This is a genomic window from Xenophilus arseniciresistens (assembly GCF_028023875.1).
GTDB classification, from domain to species: domain Bacteria; phylum Pseudomonadota; class Gammaproteobacteria; order Burkholderiales; family Burkholderiaceae_C; genus Xenophilus; species Xenophilus arseniciresistens.
This window is the reverse complement of record NZ_JAQIPB010000002.1, coordinates 719,692-734,774: the sequence shown is the minus strand read 5'-3', so window position 1 is coordinate 734,774 and position 15,083 is coordinate 719,692. Positions and strand designations below refer to the sequence as shown.

18 protein-coding genes are annotated in these 15,083 nt (G+C 69.5%); 9 read left to right on the top strand and 9 right to left on the bottom strand.

Going from position 1 to position 15,083, the window contains the following annotated elements; all coding sequences use genetic code 11:
- Positions 1-108: 108 nt before the first annotated feature.
- Positions 109-381 (bottom strand): (2Fe-2S)-binding protein, encoded by a 273-nt coding sequence (locus PGB34_RS08060; RefSeq protein ID WP_271427541.1) that lies wholly within the window; start codon positions 379-381, stop codon positions 109-111.
- Positions 382-594: 213 nt separating this feature from the next.
- On the opposite strand from PGB34_RS08060, the gene ylqF reads away from it, so the two are divergent.
- From ylqF to PGB34_RS08030, 6 genes are all read left to right on the top strand, one after another.
- A complete protein-coding gene (gene ylqF, locus PGB34_RS08055) occupies positions 595-1,566 on the top strand; it encodes a ribosome biogenesis GTPase YlqF (protein ID WP_271427540.1) in 972 nt (323 codons plus the stop codon).
- Positions 1,567-1,660: 94 nt separating this feature from the next.
- Complete coding sequence (gene ada, locus PGB34_RS08050) at positions 1,661-2,764, top strand: bifunctional DNA-binding transcriptional regulator/O6-methylguanine-DNA methyltransferase Ada (protein ID WP_271427539.1); 1,104 nt, start codon at positions 1,661-1,663, stop codon at positions 2,762-2,764.
- A complete protein-coding gene (locus PGB34_RS08045; protein ID WP_271427538.1) occupies positions 2,761-3,471 on the top strand; it encodes a 2OG-Fe(II) oxygenase in 711 nt (236 codons plus the stop codon). The genes ada and PGB34_RS08045 overlap by 4 nt, the downstream gene beginning before the upstream one ends.
- A complete protein-coding gene (alkB, locus tag PGB34_RS08040; RefSeq protein WP_271427537.1) occupies positions 3,468-4,154 on the top strand; it encodes a DNA oxidative demethylase AlkB in 687 nt (228 codons plus the stop codon). The genes PGB34_RS08045 and alkB overlap by 4 nt, the downstream gene beginning before the upstream one ends.
- Before the next feature lie 98 nt (positions 4,155-4,252).
- A complete protein-coding gene (locus PGB34_RS08035; RefSeq protein ID WP_271427536.1) occupies positions 4,253-5,131 on the top strand; it encodes a GNAT family N-acetyltransferase in 879 nt (292 codons plus the stop codon).
- Positions 5,128-5,256, top strand: coding sequence for a hypothetical protein (locus PGB34_RS08030; RefSeq protein ID WP_271427535.1), 129 nt, complete (start codon positions 5,128-5,130; stop codon positions 5,254-5,256). The genes PGB34_RS08035 and PGB34_RS08030 overlap by 4 nt, the downstream gene beginning before the upstream one ends.
- Positions 5,257-5,265: 9 nt before the next feature.
- Here PGB34_RS08030 and PGB34_RS08025 read toward each other — a convergent pair whose 3' ends face one another.
- Together PGB34_RS08025 and PGB34_RS08020 are read right to left on the bottom strand one after the other, a co-directional pair.
- Complete coding sequence (locus PGB34_RS08025) at positions 5,266-5,919, bottom strand: dihydrofolate reductase family protein (RefSeq protein ID WP_271427534.1); 654 nt, start codon at positions 5,917-5,919, stop codon at positions 5,266-5,268.
- Positions 5,920-5,989: 70 nt separating this feature from the next.
- Entirely contained in the window at positions 5,990-6,562 is a 573-nt protein-coding gene (locus tag PGB34_RS08020) for a LuxR C-terminal-related transcriptional regulator (RefSeq protein ID WP_271427533.1), read from the bottom strand.
- 145 nt (positions 6,563-6,707) lie between these two features.
- On the opposite strand from PGB34_RS08020, the gene PGB34_RS08015 reads away from it, so the two are divergent.
- From PGB34_RS08015 to PGB34_RS08005, 3 genes are all read left to right on the top strand, one after another.
- Positions 6,708-7,517: a CoA transferase subunit A gene (locus PGB34_RS08015; RefSeq protein ID WP_271427532.1), complete on the top strand. Its 810-nt coding sequence runs from the start codon at positions 6,708-6,710 to the stop codon at positions 7,515-7,517.
- 17 nt (positions 7,518-7,534) lie between these two features.
- A complete protein-coding gene (locus PGB34_RS08010; protein WP_271427531.1) occupies positions 7,535-8,173 on the top strand; it encodes a 3-oxoacid CoA-transferase subunit B in 639 nt (212 codons plus the stop codon).
- Between the two features lie 86 nt (positions 8,174-8,259).
- Positions 8,260-9,696, top strand: coding sequence for a sensor histidine kinase (locus tag PGB34_RS08005; RefSeq protein ID WP_271427530.1), 1,437 nt, complete (start codon positions 8,260-8,262; stop codon positions 9,694-9,696).
- A 22-nt stretch (positions 9,697-9,718) separates the two neighbouring features.
- On the opposite strand, the gene PGB34_RS08000 is transcribed toward PGB34_RS08005, so the two are convergent.
- From PGB34_RS08000 to PGB34_RS07975, 6 genes are all read right to left on the bottom strand, one after another.
- Entirely contained in the window at positions 9,719-10,324 is a 606-nt protein-coding gene (locus PGB34_RS08000; RefSeq protein ID WP_271427529.1) for a response regulator transcription factor, read from the bottom strand.
- A 69-nt stretch (positions 10,325-10,393) separates the two neighbouring features.
- Positions 10,394-11,707 carry a tryptophan--tRNA ligase gene (locus PGB34_RS07995; RefSeq protein ID WP_271427528.1) on the bottom strand — a complete coding sequence of 438 codons (1,314 nt, stop codon included), beginning with the start codon at positions 11,705-11,707 and terminating at the stop codon, positions 10,394-10,396.
- A gap of 25 nt (positions 11,708-11,732) precedes the next feature.
- On the bottom strand, positions 11,733-12,413 hold the full coding sequence (locus PGB34_RS07990; protein WP_408647848.1) for a site-2 protease family protein: 681 nt from the start codon (positions 12,411-12,413) through the stop codon (positions 11,733-11,735).
- A gap of 47 nt (positions 12,414-12,460) precedes the next feature.
- A complete protein-coding gene (locus PGB34_RS07985; protein ID WP_271427526.1) occupies positions 12,461-13,099 on the bottom strand; it encodes an L-threonylcarbamoyladenylate synthase in 639 nt (212 codons plus the stop codon).
- A 15-nt stretch (positions 13,100-13,114) separates the two neighbouring features.
- Positions 13,115-14,053 (bottom strand): DMT family transporter, encoded by a 939-nt coding sequence (locus tag PGB34_RS07980; protein WP_271427685.1) that lies wholly within the window; start codon positions 14,051-14,053, stop codon positions 13,115-13,117.
- Between the two features lie 101 nt (positions 14,054-14,154).
- The gene (locus PGB34_RS07975; protein ID WP_271427525.1) at positions 14,155-15,024 is read right to left on the bottom strand and encodes a 3',5'-nucleoside bisphosphate phosphatase; all 870 of its coding nucleotides are present in this window, start codon (positions 15,022-15,024) and stop codon (positions 14,155-14,157) included.
- Between the last annotated feature and the right edge of the window lie 59 nt (positions 15,025-15,083).

The window sequence follows — 15,083 nt, the reverse complement described above, 5'->3', positions numbered from 1 at the left end:
ATCATGTCCACGCGCGCAGGAAAAAGCGCGCGCCGACGTTGCAGCAAGCCGCCGAGGGATTGCTCAGTTACTTACGAAAGATCCACCATGCGGAGCCTGCGACAAGAATCAGGCTGCCGGCGACTGCCGAGACGATTTCCATGCGTTGCTCCCGGTGATGGCATTGGCAAGCTGGATCGTCCGCGTGTCAGGTTCGCAATGAAGCGCCGCGACCGGGTGCGATGCACTGCATTGAGCCACCACGTCCCGGGCACAGCTTTCGCAGCGGCCGCACTGGGTGGCCACGCCGAGTTCGAGTTGAACTTCGTCGAAAGTCATGCCCGCGCGCGCATGCCGTGCGATTTCGCGATCAGAGACCCGGCGGCAGACGCAAACGATCATGGTGGGCAGCAGGTGGCTGGCTATGGTTGACGCCCGCCAGTATAAATACGAATCCATCGCATTTCTAGGCCCCCGCAATGGCCCCCTGGAAACAGGGACTCTGCGCGGACCGGCCCGCGGCCGGCCGGGCGCGTGGCCGCCTGCTCGGTGGGCGAAGGCCCAAGCCGCGACAATCGAGCCCTTTTTGCCGCCCGAGCCCCGCCTCCAGTCCCCATGACGATTCAATGGTTTCCCGGTCACATGAACGCCACCCGCAAGGCCATTGCGGAGCGCATGAAGACCACCGACGTGGTGATCGAGCTGCTGGACGCCCGGCTGCCCGGCTCCAGCGCCAACCCGGCCCTGGCCGGCATGACGGCCACCAAGCCGCGCCTGAAGATCCTCAACAAGCAGGACCTGGCCGATCCCGCGCGCACCACCGAATGGCTGGCCCACTACGCCTCGCAGGAGGCAACCGGCGCCATTGCACTGGACGCCAGCCAGACCCCGCCGGCCCAGCGCCAGGCCATCATCGACGCCTGCCACCGGCTGTCGCCCAACCGCGGCGGGCTGGCCAAGCCCATGCGGGTGCTGATCTGCGGCGTGCCCAACGTGGGCAAGTCCACCCTGATCAACACCCTGAGCCTCAAGCGGCAGGCCAAGGCGGCCGACGAGGCCGGCGTGACCAAGCAGGAGCAGCGCATCCTGCTGGCCGACGACTTCTATCTGTATGACACGCCCGGCATGCTGTGGCCCAAGATCATCGTGCCCGAAAGCGGCTACCGGCTCGCCATCAGCGGCGCCGTGGGCCGCAATGCCTACGACGACGTGGAAGTGGCGCTGGAGCTGCTGGCCTACCTCAAGGGCCAGTACACCGAGCCGCTGCGCGCGCGCTACGGCCTGGCGGCCGACACCGCCCAGCAGGCGCTGTGCACGCAGACCGATGAGGAGATCCTCGAAGCCATTGGCCGCAAGCGCGGCGCGCTGATCAGTGGCGGCCGCATCGACCTGCAGAAGGCGGCCGAGGCGCTGATCACCGACTTCCGCGGCGGCGTGATCGGCCGGCTGACGCTGGAGACAGTCAAGCAGTTCTCGCAATGGCTGGTGGCCGGCCAGCGGGCCGAAGCCGAGCTGCGCCGCCAGCGGGCCGAGGCGCTGGAGCAGCGCAAGGGGCGCGGCCCCGGCACCAGGCGCCGCGACGACTGACGGCGCAGCGGCCGAATTCGAAAGCAAGACACGGAGTGCCTGGCCGCGTCAGACTTCCTAAAGTCCTTCCATCGTCACCGAAAGGAGGGACCCGATGAACATGAGCACCCGCACCGAAGCCCGCGAACTGCAGGCCGCCGCCACCGTCGCCGACCCGCGCTGGGCCGCCGTCGCGGCGCGCGATGCCAGCGCCGATGGGCGATTCGTCTACTCGGTCCGCACCACGGGCGTGTACTGCCGCCCTTCGTGTGGCGCGCGGCCGGCGCGGCCCGAGAACGTGGCCTTTCATGCCTCGCCCGAAGAGGCCCGGCGCGCCGGTTTTCGCCCCTGCCGGCGCTGCCGGCCCGACGCGCCGCCGCTGGCGCAGCGCCAGGCCGCGCTGGTGGCTCGGCTGTGCCAGGCCATCGAAGCGGCGCCCGAGGCCCTGGACCTGGCCGCGCTGGCCCGGCTTGCGGGCCTGAGCCCTTCGCACCTGCACCGCACCTTCAAAGCCGTGACCGGGCTGACGCCGCGCGCCTGGGCCGCGGCGCACCGGGCGCGCCGCGTGCGCGAGGCCCTGGACCAGAGCGCGCTGCGCGTCACCGACGCCATCTACGACGCCGGCTACGGCGCGGCCAGCCGCTTCTACGAGCGCTCCGGCGAGGTGCTGGGCATGACGCCCACGGCCTGGCGCAAGGGTGGGGCCGACACCGCCATCCGCTTTGCCATCGGCGAGTGCTCGCTGGGCGCCATCCTGGTTGCGTGCAGCGAGCGCGGCGTCTGCGCCATCGCGCTGGGCGATGACCCCGAGCAGCTGGCGCGGTCGCTGCAGGACCGCTTCGCGCATGCGCAACTGATCGGCGCCGATGCGCAATTCGAAGCGCTGGTCGCCAGGGTGGTGGGCCTGGTCGAGGCGCCGGGGCAGGGCGCCGATCTGCCGCTGGACCTGCGGGGCACGGCCTTCCAGCAGCGCGTGTGGCAGGCGCTGCGCGCCATCCCGGCCGGCCAGACGGCGAGCTATGCCGAGATCGCCGAGCGCATCGGCGCACCGAGCGCCACGCGCGCCGTGGCGCAGGCCTGCGGCGCCAACCCGCTGGCCGTTGCCATCCCCTGCCACCGCGTGGTGCGGCGCGACGGCAGCCTCTCGGGCTACCGCTGGGGCGTGGAGCGCAAGCGCGCATTGCTGGCGCGCGAGCAGGCGGGCGGCAGCGCGGCATGAACGCGGTTGCAGCGCGTGTGGCGGCCATCGCTTGGGAGCGCGTCGAAGCCGGTCTCGACCAGGAAGGCGCTGCCGTCTTGCCCGGCCTGCTGACGCCCGCCGAATGCGAGGCCGCCGCTGCGCTGTACGACCAGCCCGGGCGCTTTCGCAGCCGCGTGGTGATGGCGCGGCACGGCTTCGGCCGCGGCGAGTACCAGTACTTCGCGCATCCGCTGCCGGCCAGCGTGGCGGCGCTGCGCGCCAGCTTCTACCCGCGCCTCGTGCCCATCGCCAACCGCTGGCAGGGGGCCATGGGGCTGGCGGCGCGCTTTCCCGATCGGCATGAGGACTTCCTCGCGCGCTGCCACGCGGCCGGCCAGCTGCGGCCCACGTCGCTGCTGCTGCGCTATGGCCAGGGCGACTACAACTGCCTGCACCAGGACCTGTATGGCGAGCATGTGTTCCCGCTGCAGGTGGTCGTGCTGCTGTCGGCACCGGGCCGCGACTTCGAGGGCGGCGAGTTCGTGCTGACCGAGCAGCGCCCGCGCATGCAGTCGCGCCCCATGGTGCTGCCGCTGGGCCAGGGCGACGCCGCCGTGTTCGCCGTGCATCAGCGCCCGGTGCAGGGCACGCGCGGCGTGTATCGCGTGAACCTGCGCCATGGCGTCAGCCGCGTGCGCAGCGGCCACAGGCACACGCTGGGCCTGATCTTCCACGACGCGCAATGACCAGAACCGCCATGCAGGCCGACGCCCACACCGCCAGCCTCTTCGATGACCACGCCGACCCCGCGGCCAGCGCGCCGCTGCAGTTGGAGCCCGGCGCCGCCGTGCTGCGCGGCTTTGCGCTGGCGCAGGTGCAGTCGCTGCAGCAGGACCTGCAGGCCGTGCTGGCAGCGGCCCCGCTGCGCCACCTGGTCACGCCGGGCGGCAGGACCATGTCGGTGGCCATGAGCAACTGCGGCGCGCTGGGCTGGGTCAGCGATGCCAGCGGCTACCGCTACACGCCCACCGATCCGCTTTGCGGCCAGCGCTGGCCCGCGATGCCCGCGAGCTTTCGCGCGCTGGCCGTGGCAGCGGCAGCACGGGCCGGCTACGAAGGTTTCGCGCCCGACGCCTGCCTGGTCAACCGCTATGCGCCCGGCGCGCGGCTCAGCTTGCACCAGGACCGCGACGAGCGCCGGCTGGGCCAGCCCATCGTCTCGGTCTCGCTCGGGCTGCCGGCCGTCTTTCTCTGGGGCGGCCCGCAGCGCGGCGACCGCACGCGGCGCGTGCCGCTGGCCCATGGCGATGTGGTGGTCTGGGGCGGCCCGGCGCGCCTGCATTTCCACGGCGTCATGCCGCTGGCCGAGGGCGAGCATCCGTTCATGGGCGCCTGCCGGATCAACCTGACCTTTCGCTGCGCGGGTTGATGGCCTTCGCGTGAATCCGTGCAGATGTGCACAGGCACCGGGCGGCCACCTGCCTAGACTGCATCGATCCTCTTCCTTTTTTGCGAAGCGACCCCGCCATGCCCGACCAGCGGCTGAACGATCTTCACCTGCGTCCGTTTGCAGGAGACAGCGACTTTGCCGCGATGGCCGAAGTTGCCAACGCCGTGTTTGCGGCCGACGCCATGGGCTGGGTGCGCACGCCCGAGCACATGCGGCGCGAGTACGCGGCGTTCACCGACTTCGATCCGGCCAGGGACATCGTCATGGCGGAGGTGGGGTCGCGGCTGGTGGGTTATGTGCGCACCGCGCACTGGACCGACGAGACCGGCCTGCTGGCGCAAGGGCAGACCGGCTTCGTGCATCCGCAATTCAGGCGCCGTGGCGTGGGCACTGCGCTGCTGCGCTGGATCGAGGCGCGTCAGCGTGAAGTGGCCCGGGCGCGGCATGCCGCGGCCTCGGTCCACCATGTGTTCGTGACCGAAGGCGAGTTGGGGCGCGCCGCCATGCTGCAGCGCGCAGGCTACGCGACGGTGCGGCAATTCCTGCGCATGCAGCGGCCGACGCTGGACGACATCCCCGAGATCCCGATGCCGGAGGGCTTCGAGCTGCGCAGCGTGCAGCCCGAGCATCTGCGCCTCATCTTCGACGCGCACATGGAGGCCCTGCGCGGCCATTGGGGCATGGCCCCCGCCAGGCCCGGCGACTTCGAGCGCTGGACGAAGGCGCCCACCTTCCAGCCGCAGCTGTGGCAGGTGGCCTGGCATGTCGAAAGCGGCCAGGTGGCCGGTCAGGTCAAGCCTTTCATCAATGCAGAGCAGAACGCGACGCAGAACCGGCGCCGCGGCGAGACCGAGTTCATCAGCGTGGGCCAGCCCTGGCGGCGGCGTGGCCTGGCGCGCGCGCTCATCACGCGCTCATCACGCGCGCATTGGTGGCGCAACGCGAGGCCGGCATGAACGAATCGGTGCTGGGCGTGGATGCCGACAACGTGCACGAAGCCGCGCGGCTTTATGAGCAATGCGGCTTTCGCGTGACCCAGCGCAACAGCGTGCTGCGCAAGGCCGTTGCCGGCCTGCCCTGATCTTTTCGGTCAGCGCTGGCGTTGCAGCACCACATGCGCAGCCTTGTCCGAGGCCGCGAACTGCACGCACTGGTAGCCACGCGCGCGCAGGTCCGCGGTGTTGTCGAACAGCCGCTCGCCGCTGCCCAGCAGCACGGGTGCGATGGCGATGTGCAGCTCGTCGATCAGGCCTGCGTCCAGGTACTGGCGGATCGTGCTGGCGCCGCCGCCGATGCGGATGTCGCGCCCCGCGGCCGCCTCGCGTGCGCGCGCCAGGGCTTCATGGATGCCGCCGGTGACGAAGTGAAAGACGGTGCCGCCTTTCATGGCCAGGGGCGGGCGGGCATGGTGCGTGAGCACGAACACGTTCACGTGGTAGGGCGGCTCCTCGCCCCACCAGCCCGTCCAGTCCAGGTCGGGCCAGGGGCCGCGCACCGGGCCGAACATGTTGCGTCCCATGATCCAGGCGCCGATGTTCCGAAAGCCGCGCGCGGCGAAGTCCTCGTCGATGCCGGTGCTGCCACCCTCCTTGCCGAACACCGCCTTCTGGAAGGTGCGCGTGGGCAGCGCCCATTCGTGCAGCGCGGGGCCGCCCATGCCCAGCGGCTGCTCCAGGCTCTGCTGCGGCCCTGCACCGTAGCCGTCGAGCGAAATGGAAAAGCTCTCCACGCGAACCCGTGTCATGGCAACCCTTGCTGCGGCCCGTGGCCGATCGCATGAATGTGCCTTCACGGCGCGGCCGACGCAAGCCGGCTCAGCCGGCCAGCAGCTTCTGCACCAGCTCGGCCGTGGTGGCGGCGGCGTACTTGCGCATCAGGCGCGCGCGGTGCAGCTCCACCGTGCGATGGCTGATTGCCAACTGCTTGCCGATCTCCTTGCTGGTCAGGCCCTGCATCACGTGGGCCGCCACCTCGCGCTCGCGCGGCGTCAGCTCGGCCTTGCTCGCGCGGCGCGCGCCCAGGTCCTCGAAGGTCCAGATGCCGGCCTCGTGCGGCGCCGCGCGGTTGAGCGCGCGGCCCGTCACATGGCACCAGAAGGTCTCGCCGGGCCGCGCGCCGTGCAGGCCGCCCAGGCGCCGCATCATGCGGTTGTCGGCGTAGCGCCCGTGCGTGTTGAGGATCGGGATCATGCGCTGCCCCGTGCGCTCGTACTCGGCCACGCTGGGGTAGAGCACCGCGAAGGACTGGCCGATGAGCTGCTCGCGCGTGGTGCCGAACATCTCGCACAGGAAGGCGTTGCAGTCCACCATCACGCGCTGGCGCGACAGCACCATGCCCACGGGCGCGTGTTCGAAGGCGGCGCGGTAGTCGATGGGGTCAAGGCTCATGCGGTCTTCATCGTGATGACGTGCCAAAGGGGCAAGAATGGGTCCTCCTCGGGCCGCTCATGACGTAGTACTACGTATGTCTGTACGTAGTATCGTTGAGCCCTCATTTCCATTCCCATCCACCGTTTTCCTGAAGCGAGGAACCATGGCGAACAAGATCTACCCCGACGCCAAGTCGGCGCTGGCCGGCGTCGTTGCCGACAACCAGATGCTGGCCGTGGGCGGCTTCGGCCTGTGCGGCATTCCCGAGGCGCTGATCGAGGCGCTCAAGGACAGCGGCGTCAAGAACCTGACCTGCATCTCCAACAACGCGGGCGTCGACGGCTTCGGCCTGGGCAAGCTGCTGGAGACGCGGCAGATCAAGAAGATGATCGCCAGCTACGTGGGCGAGAACAAGGAGTTCGAGCGCCAGTACCTGGCCGGCGAGCTGGAGCTGGAGTTCACGCCCCAGGGCACGCTGGCCGAGAAGCTGCGCGCCGGTGGTGCGGGCATCCCGGCCTTCTTCACCAAGACCGGCGTGGGCACACAGGTGGCCGAAGGCAAGGAGCTGCGCGAGTTCGACGGCGAGACCTACGTGATGGAGCGCTCGCTGGTGCCCGACGTGGCCCTGGTCAAGGCGGCCGTGGCCGACAAGTCCGGCAACCTGCGCTTCAACCTGACGGCGCGCAACTTCAATCCCGCGGCTGCCACGGCCGGCAAGGTCTGCATCGTCGAGGTCGAGAAGATCGTCGAAGTGGGCGAGCTGGCGCCGGACGACATCCACCTGCCGGGCATCTACGTGCACCGCATCGTGCTCAACAGCAACCCCGAAAAGCGCATCGAGAAGCGCACCCTGAGCGCAGCCGCGCCAGTGGATGCAGCGGCCGCCAAGGTCCAGGCCCAGACCGTGATCGCGCAGGCCGCCGCCGGCAGCGAAGTGCCCGCACCGTCCACCCTCAAGAACACCCAGCAGTAACAAGGAAGGAGCGCACCATGCCCTGGACCCAAGACCAGATGGCCGCACGCGCGGCGCAGGAGCTGGAAGACGGCTTCTATGTGAACCTTGGCATCGGCATCCCGACGCTGGTGGCCAACCACACCGGCAGCAAGGAAGTGTGGCTGCAGAGCGAGAACGGCATGCTGGGCATCGGCCCCTTCCCGACCGAGGAGCAGGTGGACGCCGACCTGATCAACGCCGGCAAGCAGACCGTCACCACGTTGCCCGGCAGCGCCATCTTCGGCAGCGATCAGAGCTTCGCGATGATCCGCGGCGGCAAGATCAACCTGTCGATCCTGGGCGCCATGCAGGTCAGCGAAAAGGGCGACCTGGCCAACTGGATGATCCCGGGCAAGATGGTCAAGGGCATGGGCGGCGCCATGGATCTGGTGGCCGGCGTCAAGCGCGTGATCGTGCTGATGGAGCATGTGGCCAAGAAGAAGGACGGCACCACCGATCTGAAGATCCTGCCCAGCTGCACGCTGCCGCTGACCGGCGTGGGCGTGGTCGATCGCATCATCACCGACCTGGCCGTGATGGACGTGACGCCCGAGGGCCTGCGGCTGGTCGAACTGGCCGACGGCGTGAGCTTCGACGAAGTCCAATCCAAGACGGGCGTGACGCTGCTCAAGTGAGCGCGCAGGCGCGCGTCTGCGGCCTTGGCGGCTCGCGCGCGCAAGCCCGTCCGCGGCGCCGCCGCAACGGCTAGGATGTGTGCCCTATGAGAGGGAACACAGCCATCGGCGGTCTGGGGAATTCATCCTTCGCGAGTCTGGCCCCGGCGCCAGCTTCGGCGGACGAGGCCGAACCCTGGGTGCGCGGCGAGCTGATCCGCAGCCTGATGCGGGCCTCGCGCGGGGGCTACATCTTTTCGGCCGTGCTGCTGCCGGCCATGCTGGTGCTGTGCTGGGGCTACGCGCCGCTGTGGCAGTTGCTGCTGTGGTTCGCCTTCGGCATGGCCACCACCGCCGCCCGCGTCTTCCTGGAGCGCGTCTACATCACGCGCTATGCGGGCCGCAGCGCCCGCACGCAGGAGCGCTTCATCCGCCGCAACCGCTGGCTGTGGAACGCCAGCGCCCTGAGCTGGGGCACGTCGGCGCTTCTGTTCTTCGAGCGCGCGCCGCAGTCCCACCAGTTCCTGTGCTGGATGATCCTGGCCGGTGCGGTCACCTTCCCGCTCAACAGCCTGGCGCTGTATCCGCCGCTGCTGCGGCGCTTCGTCAACACCTTCTTCGGCGTGGTGCTGGTGGTGGTGGCGCTGCGGCTGATCCAGCACGGCTTTTTCGAGCTGCACTTCAACCATGCCTTCCTGCTGCTGCCGTTGTTCCACTGGTGGCTGCTGCTGCGCGCCGGCCGGCGCATCCACGAGACGGCGCGCAACAGCTTCGAGCTGCTGTTCCACAATCACATCCTGATCAACTCGCTGACGCAGCAGCGCCAGGCGGCCGTCTCGGCCGTGGCGATGAAGAACCGCTTCCTGGCCAGCGCCGCGCATGACATGCGCCAGCCGGTGCTGGCGCTCTCCCTGTATGCCGACTGGCTGCGCAACGAGCCCGAACTGGTGGAGGAGATCGCGCCCAAGATCGTGCGCGCCACGCATGCGGTCAATGCGCTGTTCGATTCGCTGTTCGACCTGGCCCGCATCGACGCCGGCCAGGTCAGGCTGCACATCGAGCGGGTGGACGTGGCGCAGTTGCTGCAGGACCTGGAGCTGCAGTACCGGCCCGTGGCCGAGGCCAAGGGCCTGCGCTTCAAGCTGCACGTGCAGCCCGGCACCGTGCTGACCGACCCGGTGCGGGTGCGGCGCATGATCGGCAATCTGCTGTCCAACGCCATCAAGTACACCGACCGCGGCGGCGTGCTGCTGGGTGCGCGCCGAACCAGCGAAGGCCTGCGGGTGGAAGTGTGGGACACCGGCATCGGCATCGCGCGCGAGAACCTGCGCGACGTGTTCCTGGAGTTCTACAAGGTGGCCGACCATGCCGGCACATCAGACGGCTTCGGCCTGGGCCTGGCCATCGTGGCGCGGCTGTCGCATGCGCTGGGCCATCCGGTGAGCGTGCGTTCGCGCCTGGGGCGCGGCAGCGTCTTTCGCGTGGCGCTGCACGACGCCGTGGAGTCGCAGGCGCAGGCCCGCGCGAGCGGCGCGGTGGGCTGAGCGCGCCGCGCGCCGCCGCGCGTCAATTGGCGCCGGTCGACAGCAGCCCGTGGCTGCGCGCGTGGTGCAGGGCCTGCGTGCGGCTCTTGACGCCCAGGCGGCGGAACAGCCGCCACAGGTGCACCTTCACCGTGTGCTCGCTGATGTCGAGCTGGGTCGCGATCTCGCGGTTGCTCAGGCCCTGGTCCAGCATGGCGATGAGCTGGGCCTGGCGCTTGGACAGCTTGCCTGCGCTGGCGGGCGCGGGCTCCTCGCCGTCGGCATCGGCCTGCAGCAGCCCGCGCAGGGCCGATGCCAGCTCGCTTGAGCCGGCCGACTTCTCGATGTAGATGTCGGCGCCGGCTTCGATGCAGGCCTCTTCCATGTCGGCCGCCGGCGAGGCCGAATACACCGCCACAGGGACCGCGGGGTAGCGCTGCTTGACGGCGATCACACCCGAGCAGCCCGTGGTGTCGGGCAGCTTGAGGTCCAGGCACAGCAGCTTGGGCGTGCCATGCTGCTTGATGCTGTTCGTCAGGCGCTCCAGGCGATCCAGCTCCACGATGTTCTCGGCCGGCTTCAGGCGGCGCAGCACCATGACGATGGCGTCGCGCATCAGCGGGTGGTCATCGATGACGTAGATGCTCAAGATGTGACTCCTCAGGTGCTGTCGTTATGGTGTGGGAATGAAGGCGAGGCCGACCCGGCGCGAAGACGTTCAGGTGGCGGCTTCGGCCTGCAGGGCCAGCAGGGCGTCCAGCGCGGCCTGGCGGCCCGCAGCGTCCAATGGTGCCAGTTGTGGGGCCAGCGTGTCGAGTGCCTGGGCCGGGCCCGCCTGCAGCGCGGCGATGGCCTGGCCCGCCTGCTGCGGCGAGGCGAAGCCCAGGCTTTGCAACAGCAGCGCGCCGCGGCCGTCCTGCAGCTTGAAGTAGAACTGGCCGTCGCGCTCGCGGTATTGCTTGAAGCTCGGGCCGCTGACCTTGGCGATGCTCTTCCTGGCCGAAGGCGCCGCCTGGGTTTCGAGCTTGCGCAGGCCCACGGCATGGCGCGCGCGCGCCATCAGCGCACGCGACTCGGCCCGCGCCTTCTCGGCACCGTCCAGAAGAATGCGCTCAATCTGAGCCGGGTCGGCCATCAGCGCGTCGTAGCGCTCGCGCAGCGGCGCGATTTCCTGGTCGATGCGCTCGAACAACTGCTGCTTGGCATCGCCCCAGCCGATGCCTTCGGCAAAGGCCCGGCGCATGGCCTCGGTCTCTTGTGCGGTGGCGAAGGCCTGGTAGATCTGGAACAGGGCCGAGCCTTCGGTGGCCTTGGGCTCGCCGGGCGCGCGCGAATCGGTCACCAGGCTGGCGATGGCCTTCTGCAACTGTGCACGCGGGGTGAACAGCGGGATGGTGTTGCCATAGCTCTTGCTCATCTTGCGCCCGTCCAGGCCCGGCAGCAGGGCCACCGCATCGTCGATCTCGGCCTCGGGCAGTGTGAACAGCTCGCCATACAGGTGGTTGAAGCTGTTGCCCATGTCGCGCGCCATCTCGATGTGCTGCACCTGGTCGCGGCCCACCGGCACCTTGTGCGCGTTGAACATCAGGATGTCGGCGGCCATCAGCGCCGGGTACATGAACAGGCCCACGGTCACGTCGGCGTCGGGGTCGTGGCCGGCTTCGGCGTTGCGGTCCATCGCGGCCTTGTAGGCATGGGCGCGGTTGAGCACGCCCTTGCCGGTCACGCAGCTGAGGAACCAGGTCAGCTCGGGAATCTCGGGAATGTCGGACTGGCGATAGAAGGTCACGCGCTCGGGGTTGAGCCCGCAGGCCAGCCATGTGGCGGCGATTTCCAGCGTGGAGCGCTGGATGCGCGCGGGCTCGTCGCACTTGATCAGCGCGTGGTAGTCGGCCAGGAAGTAGAAGCTCTGCACATCCGGGCGCTGGCTGAAGCGCACCGAATGCCGCACCGAGCCCACGTAGTTGCCCAGATGCGGGGTGCCGGTGGTGGTGATGCCGGTGAGGAAGCGGGTGACGGAAGGAGTGCTCATGGCAGGCAGGGGCGATGCGAATGGCTCAGCGCAGCAGCGCAAGCAGCGGTGACAGCAGGAAGTCGATGACGGTGTAGCCCACGTTCATCAGGGGGCGCAGCCAGTAGCTGCCCACCACGCCGGCGATGACCAGGCCCATCACGATGAAGAAGCCGAAGGGCTCGATGCGCGCCAGCCAGTATTGCGCCTGGCCATTGGGCAGCAGGCCCGCCAGCACGCGCCCGCCGTCCAGCGGCGGCAGCGGGAACAGGTTGAAGGCCCACATCACGAGGTTGACCAGGATGCCTGCCTGGGCCATGGCCAGGAAGAAGCGCTCCTGCACGCCGGCCAGGCTCAGCGCCACCAGCACCAGCGCCCACAGAATGGCCTGGATGAAGTTGGAGGCCGGGCCGGCCAGCGCCACCCACATCATGTCGCGCTTGGGGTGCTTGAAGTGGCGCATGTCCACCGGCACCGGCTTGGCGTAGCCGAACAGGAAGGCGCCCGAGGTCGCGAAGTACAGCAGGATCGGCATCGCGATGGTGCCGATGGGGTCGATGTGCTTGATCGGGTTGAGGGTGAGCCGCCCCAGCATCCAGGCGGTGTTGTCGCCGAAATGCCGGGCCACATAGCCGTGGGCTGCTTCGTGAACCGTGATAGCGAACACGACGGGCAGTGCGTAGATGAGAACGGTCTGGATCAGGTTGGAGAAGTCCACCGGCGGCATTGTCCCTCAAGCGCAATGCTGCGCCGGAGTAGGCATATGGGATTACCTCAGCCCAGACCCAGCGCCGCCAGCGGCCCGCGGCCTTCGCGCACCAGCAGGGGCTCGTCGCCGCTGCCCATGGGCGTGAGGTCCACCACCGTGGTGGGCTGCGAGGGGCAGGCGCCCGCATCGATCACGCCTGCGATCTGCTTTTCGAAGCGCGCGCGGATCTCCTGCGCGTCGTTCATCGGCTCGCTCTCGCCGGGCGGGATCAGCGTGGTGGCCAGCAGCGGCTGGCCGTGCAATGCCAGCAGTTCCTCCAGCGCGCGGTGGGCCGGCACGCGCAGGCCGATGGTCTTGCGCTGCGGGTGGCTCACGCGGCGCGGCACTTCCTTGGTGGCTTCGAGCAGGAAGGTGTAGGCGCCCGGCGTGGCCGCCTTGAGCAGGCGGTACTGCCGGTTGTCCACGCGCGCGTAATTCGCCAGCTCGCTGAGGTCACGGCACAGCAGTGTGAGGTGGTGCTTGTCGTCGACCTGGCGGATGCGCCGCAGGTGATCGACCGCGTCCTTGTCGTCCAGCCGGCAGGTCAGGGCGTAGCTGGAGTCGGTGGGTACGGCCACGACCTCGCCGCGCTGCAGCAGCGCGACGGCCTGCTTGAGCAGGCGCGGCTGCGGGTTCTCGGGGTGAACTTCGAAATACTGAGCCATGGCAGGAGTCTAGGACTAGGACTCGGCCGGTTCGATCGGAACACGGCGCTCGCGCACTGTCAGCCAGGCACCCGCAGCGCCGCACAGCGCGATCAGACCGATGCCCAGCAGCGAGGCCAGGTCGGGCATGTGGCCGAAGACCAGCCAGCCGCCCAGCATGGCAAAGCCGATCTGTGCGTAGAGATAGGGCGTGACGGTGGACGCCGGCGCGCGCTGGTAGGCCAGGATCAGCATGAAGTGGCCCACCGTGCCCATGGCGCCCATCAGGCACAGCAGCGCCCACCAGTGCCAGGACGGCAGCGCCTGCCAGAACGCGGGCAGCGCCAGCGACGCGATCAGCGTGCCAACCCAGCCGGTGTACAGGTGCAGCGTCAGCGGGTTCTCGGTCTGGGCCAGCTTGCTGGTCAGCACCTGGAACCAGGCATTGCTGGCCACCAGGCCCAGCGGGAACAGCATGGCCCAGCTGAAGGCCTCGCCGCCGGGGCGCAGGATGATCAGCGTGCCCACGAAGCCGCCGCTGACCAGCGACCAGCGCAGTGGCGACACGCGCTCCTTGAGCACCGTGGCCGCCATGAAGGTGATGGCCAGCGGCGTGACCAGCACGATGGCCGTGAACTCGGCCACGGGCATGTGCTGCAGGCTCAGGAAGGCGAACAGGCTGCTGGACAGCAGCAGCGCGCCGCGCAGCACCTGGTACACCGGGTGCGCCGTGCGCAGCAGGGCCGTGCCCTGGCGCGGCAGCAGCACGACGGTGGTGGCCACGGCCTGGAAGGCGTAGCGGAACCAGATGCCCATCATCACGGGCACGGCCGTCACGGCCACCTTGGTGGCCGTGTCCAGCACGGCGAAGCAGGCCACCGCCAGGATCACCAGCCCGATGCCGGCCAGCAGCCGTTCGGAGTCGCGGTCGCGGGTGTCCAGCGGGGCGGCCGCGGGCGTTGTTGCGCTGCTCAGGCTGGCGTCATTGGCCGCCACGATGCCGGCGGCCGGCGCCACCTTGGGCAGGACGACGGGGTCGGGCAGGGTGGGCGCTGCCGGCGCGTCGGCGACCGGCTTCACCGGATGCGGTCCGCCAGCAGCTCCCACACCGGCTGCAGGCCATTGGGCAGCGGCGGCAGCCGGCCCAGGTCGCAATGGCTCTCGTCGGGGCTGTGGAAGTCGCTGCCGCGCGAGGCCGCCAGGCCGTACTCGCGCGCCTTGTCGGCATATTCGATGAACTCGGCCGGCGAATGGCTGCCCGTGACCACTTCCACGCCTTCGCCGCCGTGGCCCTTGAACTCGGTGAACAGCGCGTATTCCTCGTTGGCGCTGAAGGCGTAGCGGCCCGGGTGCGCGATGACGGCCATGCCCCCGGCGCCCCGGATCCAGTGCACGGCGTCCTTGAGTGTGGCCCAGCGGTGCGGCACGTAGCCGGGCTTGCCTTCGGTCAGGTACTTGCGGAAGACCTCGCTGGTGTCGCGGCAGTGGCCGCGCTCGACCAGGAAGCGCGCGAAGTGGGTGCGCGAGATCAGCTCCGGGTTGCCCACGAATTTCAGCGCGCCCTCGTAGGCGCCATGGATGCCCACGCGCGCCAGCTGCTCGGCCATTTCCTGGGCGCGCTTGCCGCGCCCGCCCCGGGTGTCGTACAGGCCCTGCGTCATCGCGGCGTCATCGGCGTCGAAGCCCAGGCCCACGATGTGGACCGTCTGCTCGCAGAAGGTGACGGAGATCTCGACGCCCGTGAGGTAGCGCATGCCCTGCGCGTGGGCCGCGGCGGCTGCGCGGTGCTGGCCGCCCACCTCGTCATGGTCGGTCAGCGCCCAGAGCTGGACCCCGTTGCCGGCGGCGCGCGCCGCGAGTTCTTCCGGGGTGAGCGTGCCGTCCGACACCACCGAGTGGCAATGCAGGTCGGCGTTCAGGGCGAGGGGGCTGGGAGCATCGGGCACCGGGCCATTCTAGGAAAGGCGTGGCGCATGCGCTGGCGCAAGGGTTGAACCGGGGCGCC

What these genes read in the sequence shown, in the direction of transcription:
- PGB34_RS08060 (WP_271427541.1), bottom strand. Translation starts at nt 381, where the DNA reads ATGATCGTTTGCGTCTGCCGCCGGGTCTCTGATCGCGAAATCGCACGG.
- ylqF (WP_271427540.1), top strand. Translation starts at nt 595, where the DNA reads ATGACGATTCAATGGTTTCCCGGTCACATGAACGCCACCCGCAAGGCC.
- ada (WP_271427539.1), top strand. Translation starts at nt 1,661, where the DNA reads ATGAACATGAGCACCCGCACCGAAGCCCGCGAACTGCAGGCCGCCGCC.
- PGB34_RS08045 (WP_271427538.1), top strand. Translation starts at nt 2,761, where the DNA reads ATGAACGCGGTTGCAGCGCGTGTGGCGGCCATCGCTTGGGAGCGCGTC.
- alkB (WP_271427537.1), top strand. Translation starts at nt 3,468, where the DNA reads ATGACCAGAACCGCCATGCAGGCCGACGCCCACACCGCCAGCCTCTTC.
- PGB34_RS08035 (WP_271427536.1), top strand. Translation starts at nt 4,253, where the DNA reads ATGCCCGACCAGCGGCTGAACGATCTTCACCTGCGTCCGTTTGCAGGA.
- PGB34_RS08030 (WP_271427535.1), top strand. Translation starts at nt 5,128, where the DNA reads ATGAACGAATCGGTGCTGGGCGTGGATGCCGACAACGTGCACGAAGCC.
- PGB34_RS08025 (WP_271427534.1), bottom strand. Translation starts at nt 5,919, where the DNA reads ATGACACGGGTTCGCGTGGAGAGCTTTTCCATTTCGCTCGACGGCTAC.
- PGB34_RS08020 (WP_271427533.1), bottom strand. Translation starts at nt 6,562, where the DNA reads ATGAGCCTTGACCCCATCGACTACCGCGCCGCCTTCGAACACGCGCCC.
- PGB34_RS08015 (WP_271427532.1), top strand. Translation starts at nt 6,708, where the DNA reads ATGGCGAACAAGATCTACCCCGACGCCAAGTCGGCGCTGGCCGGCGTC.
- PGB34_RS08010 (WP_271427531.1), top strand. Translation starts at nt 7,535, where the DNA reads ATGCCCTGGACCCAAGACCAGATGGCCGCACGCGCGGCGCAGGAGCTG.
- PGB34_RS08005 (WP_271427530.1), top strand. Translation starts at nt 8,260, where the DNA reads ATGAGAGGGAACACAGCCATCGGCGGTCTGGGGAATTCATCCTTCGCG.
- PGB34_RS07995 (WP_271427528.1), bottom strand. Translation starts at nt 11,707, where the DNA reads ATGAGCACTCCTTCCGTCACCCGCTTCCTCACCGGCATCACCACCACC.
- PGB34_RS07990 (WP_408647848.1), bottom strand. Translation starts at nt 12,413, where the DNA reads ATGCCGCCGGTGGACTTCTCCAACCTGATCCAGACCGTTCTCATCTAC.
- PGB34_RS07985 (WP_271427526.1), bottom strand. Translation starts at nt 13,099, where the DNA reads ATGGCTCAGTATTTCGAAGTTCACCCCGAGAACCCGCAGCCGCGCCTG.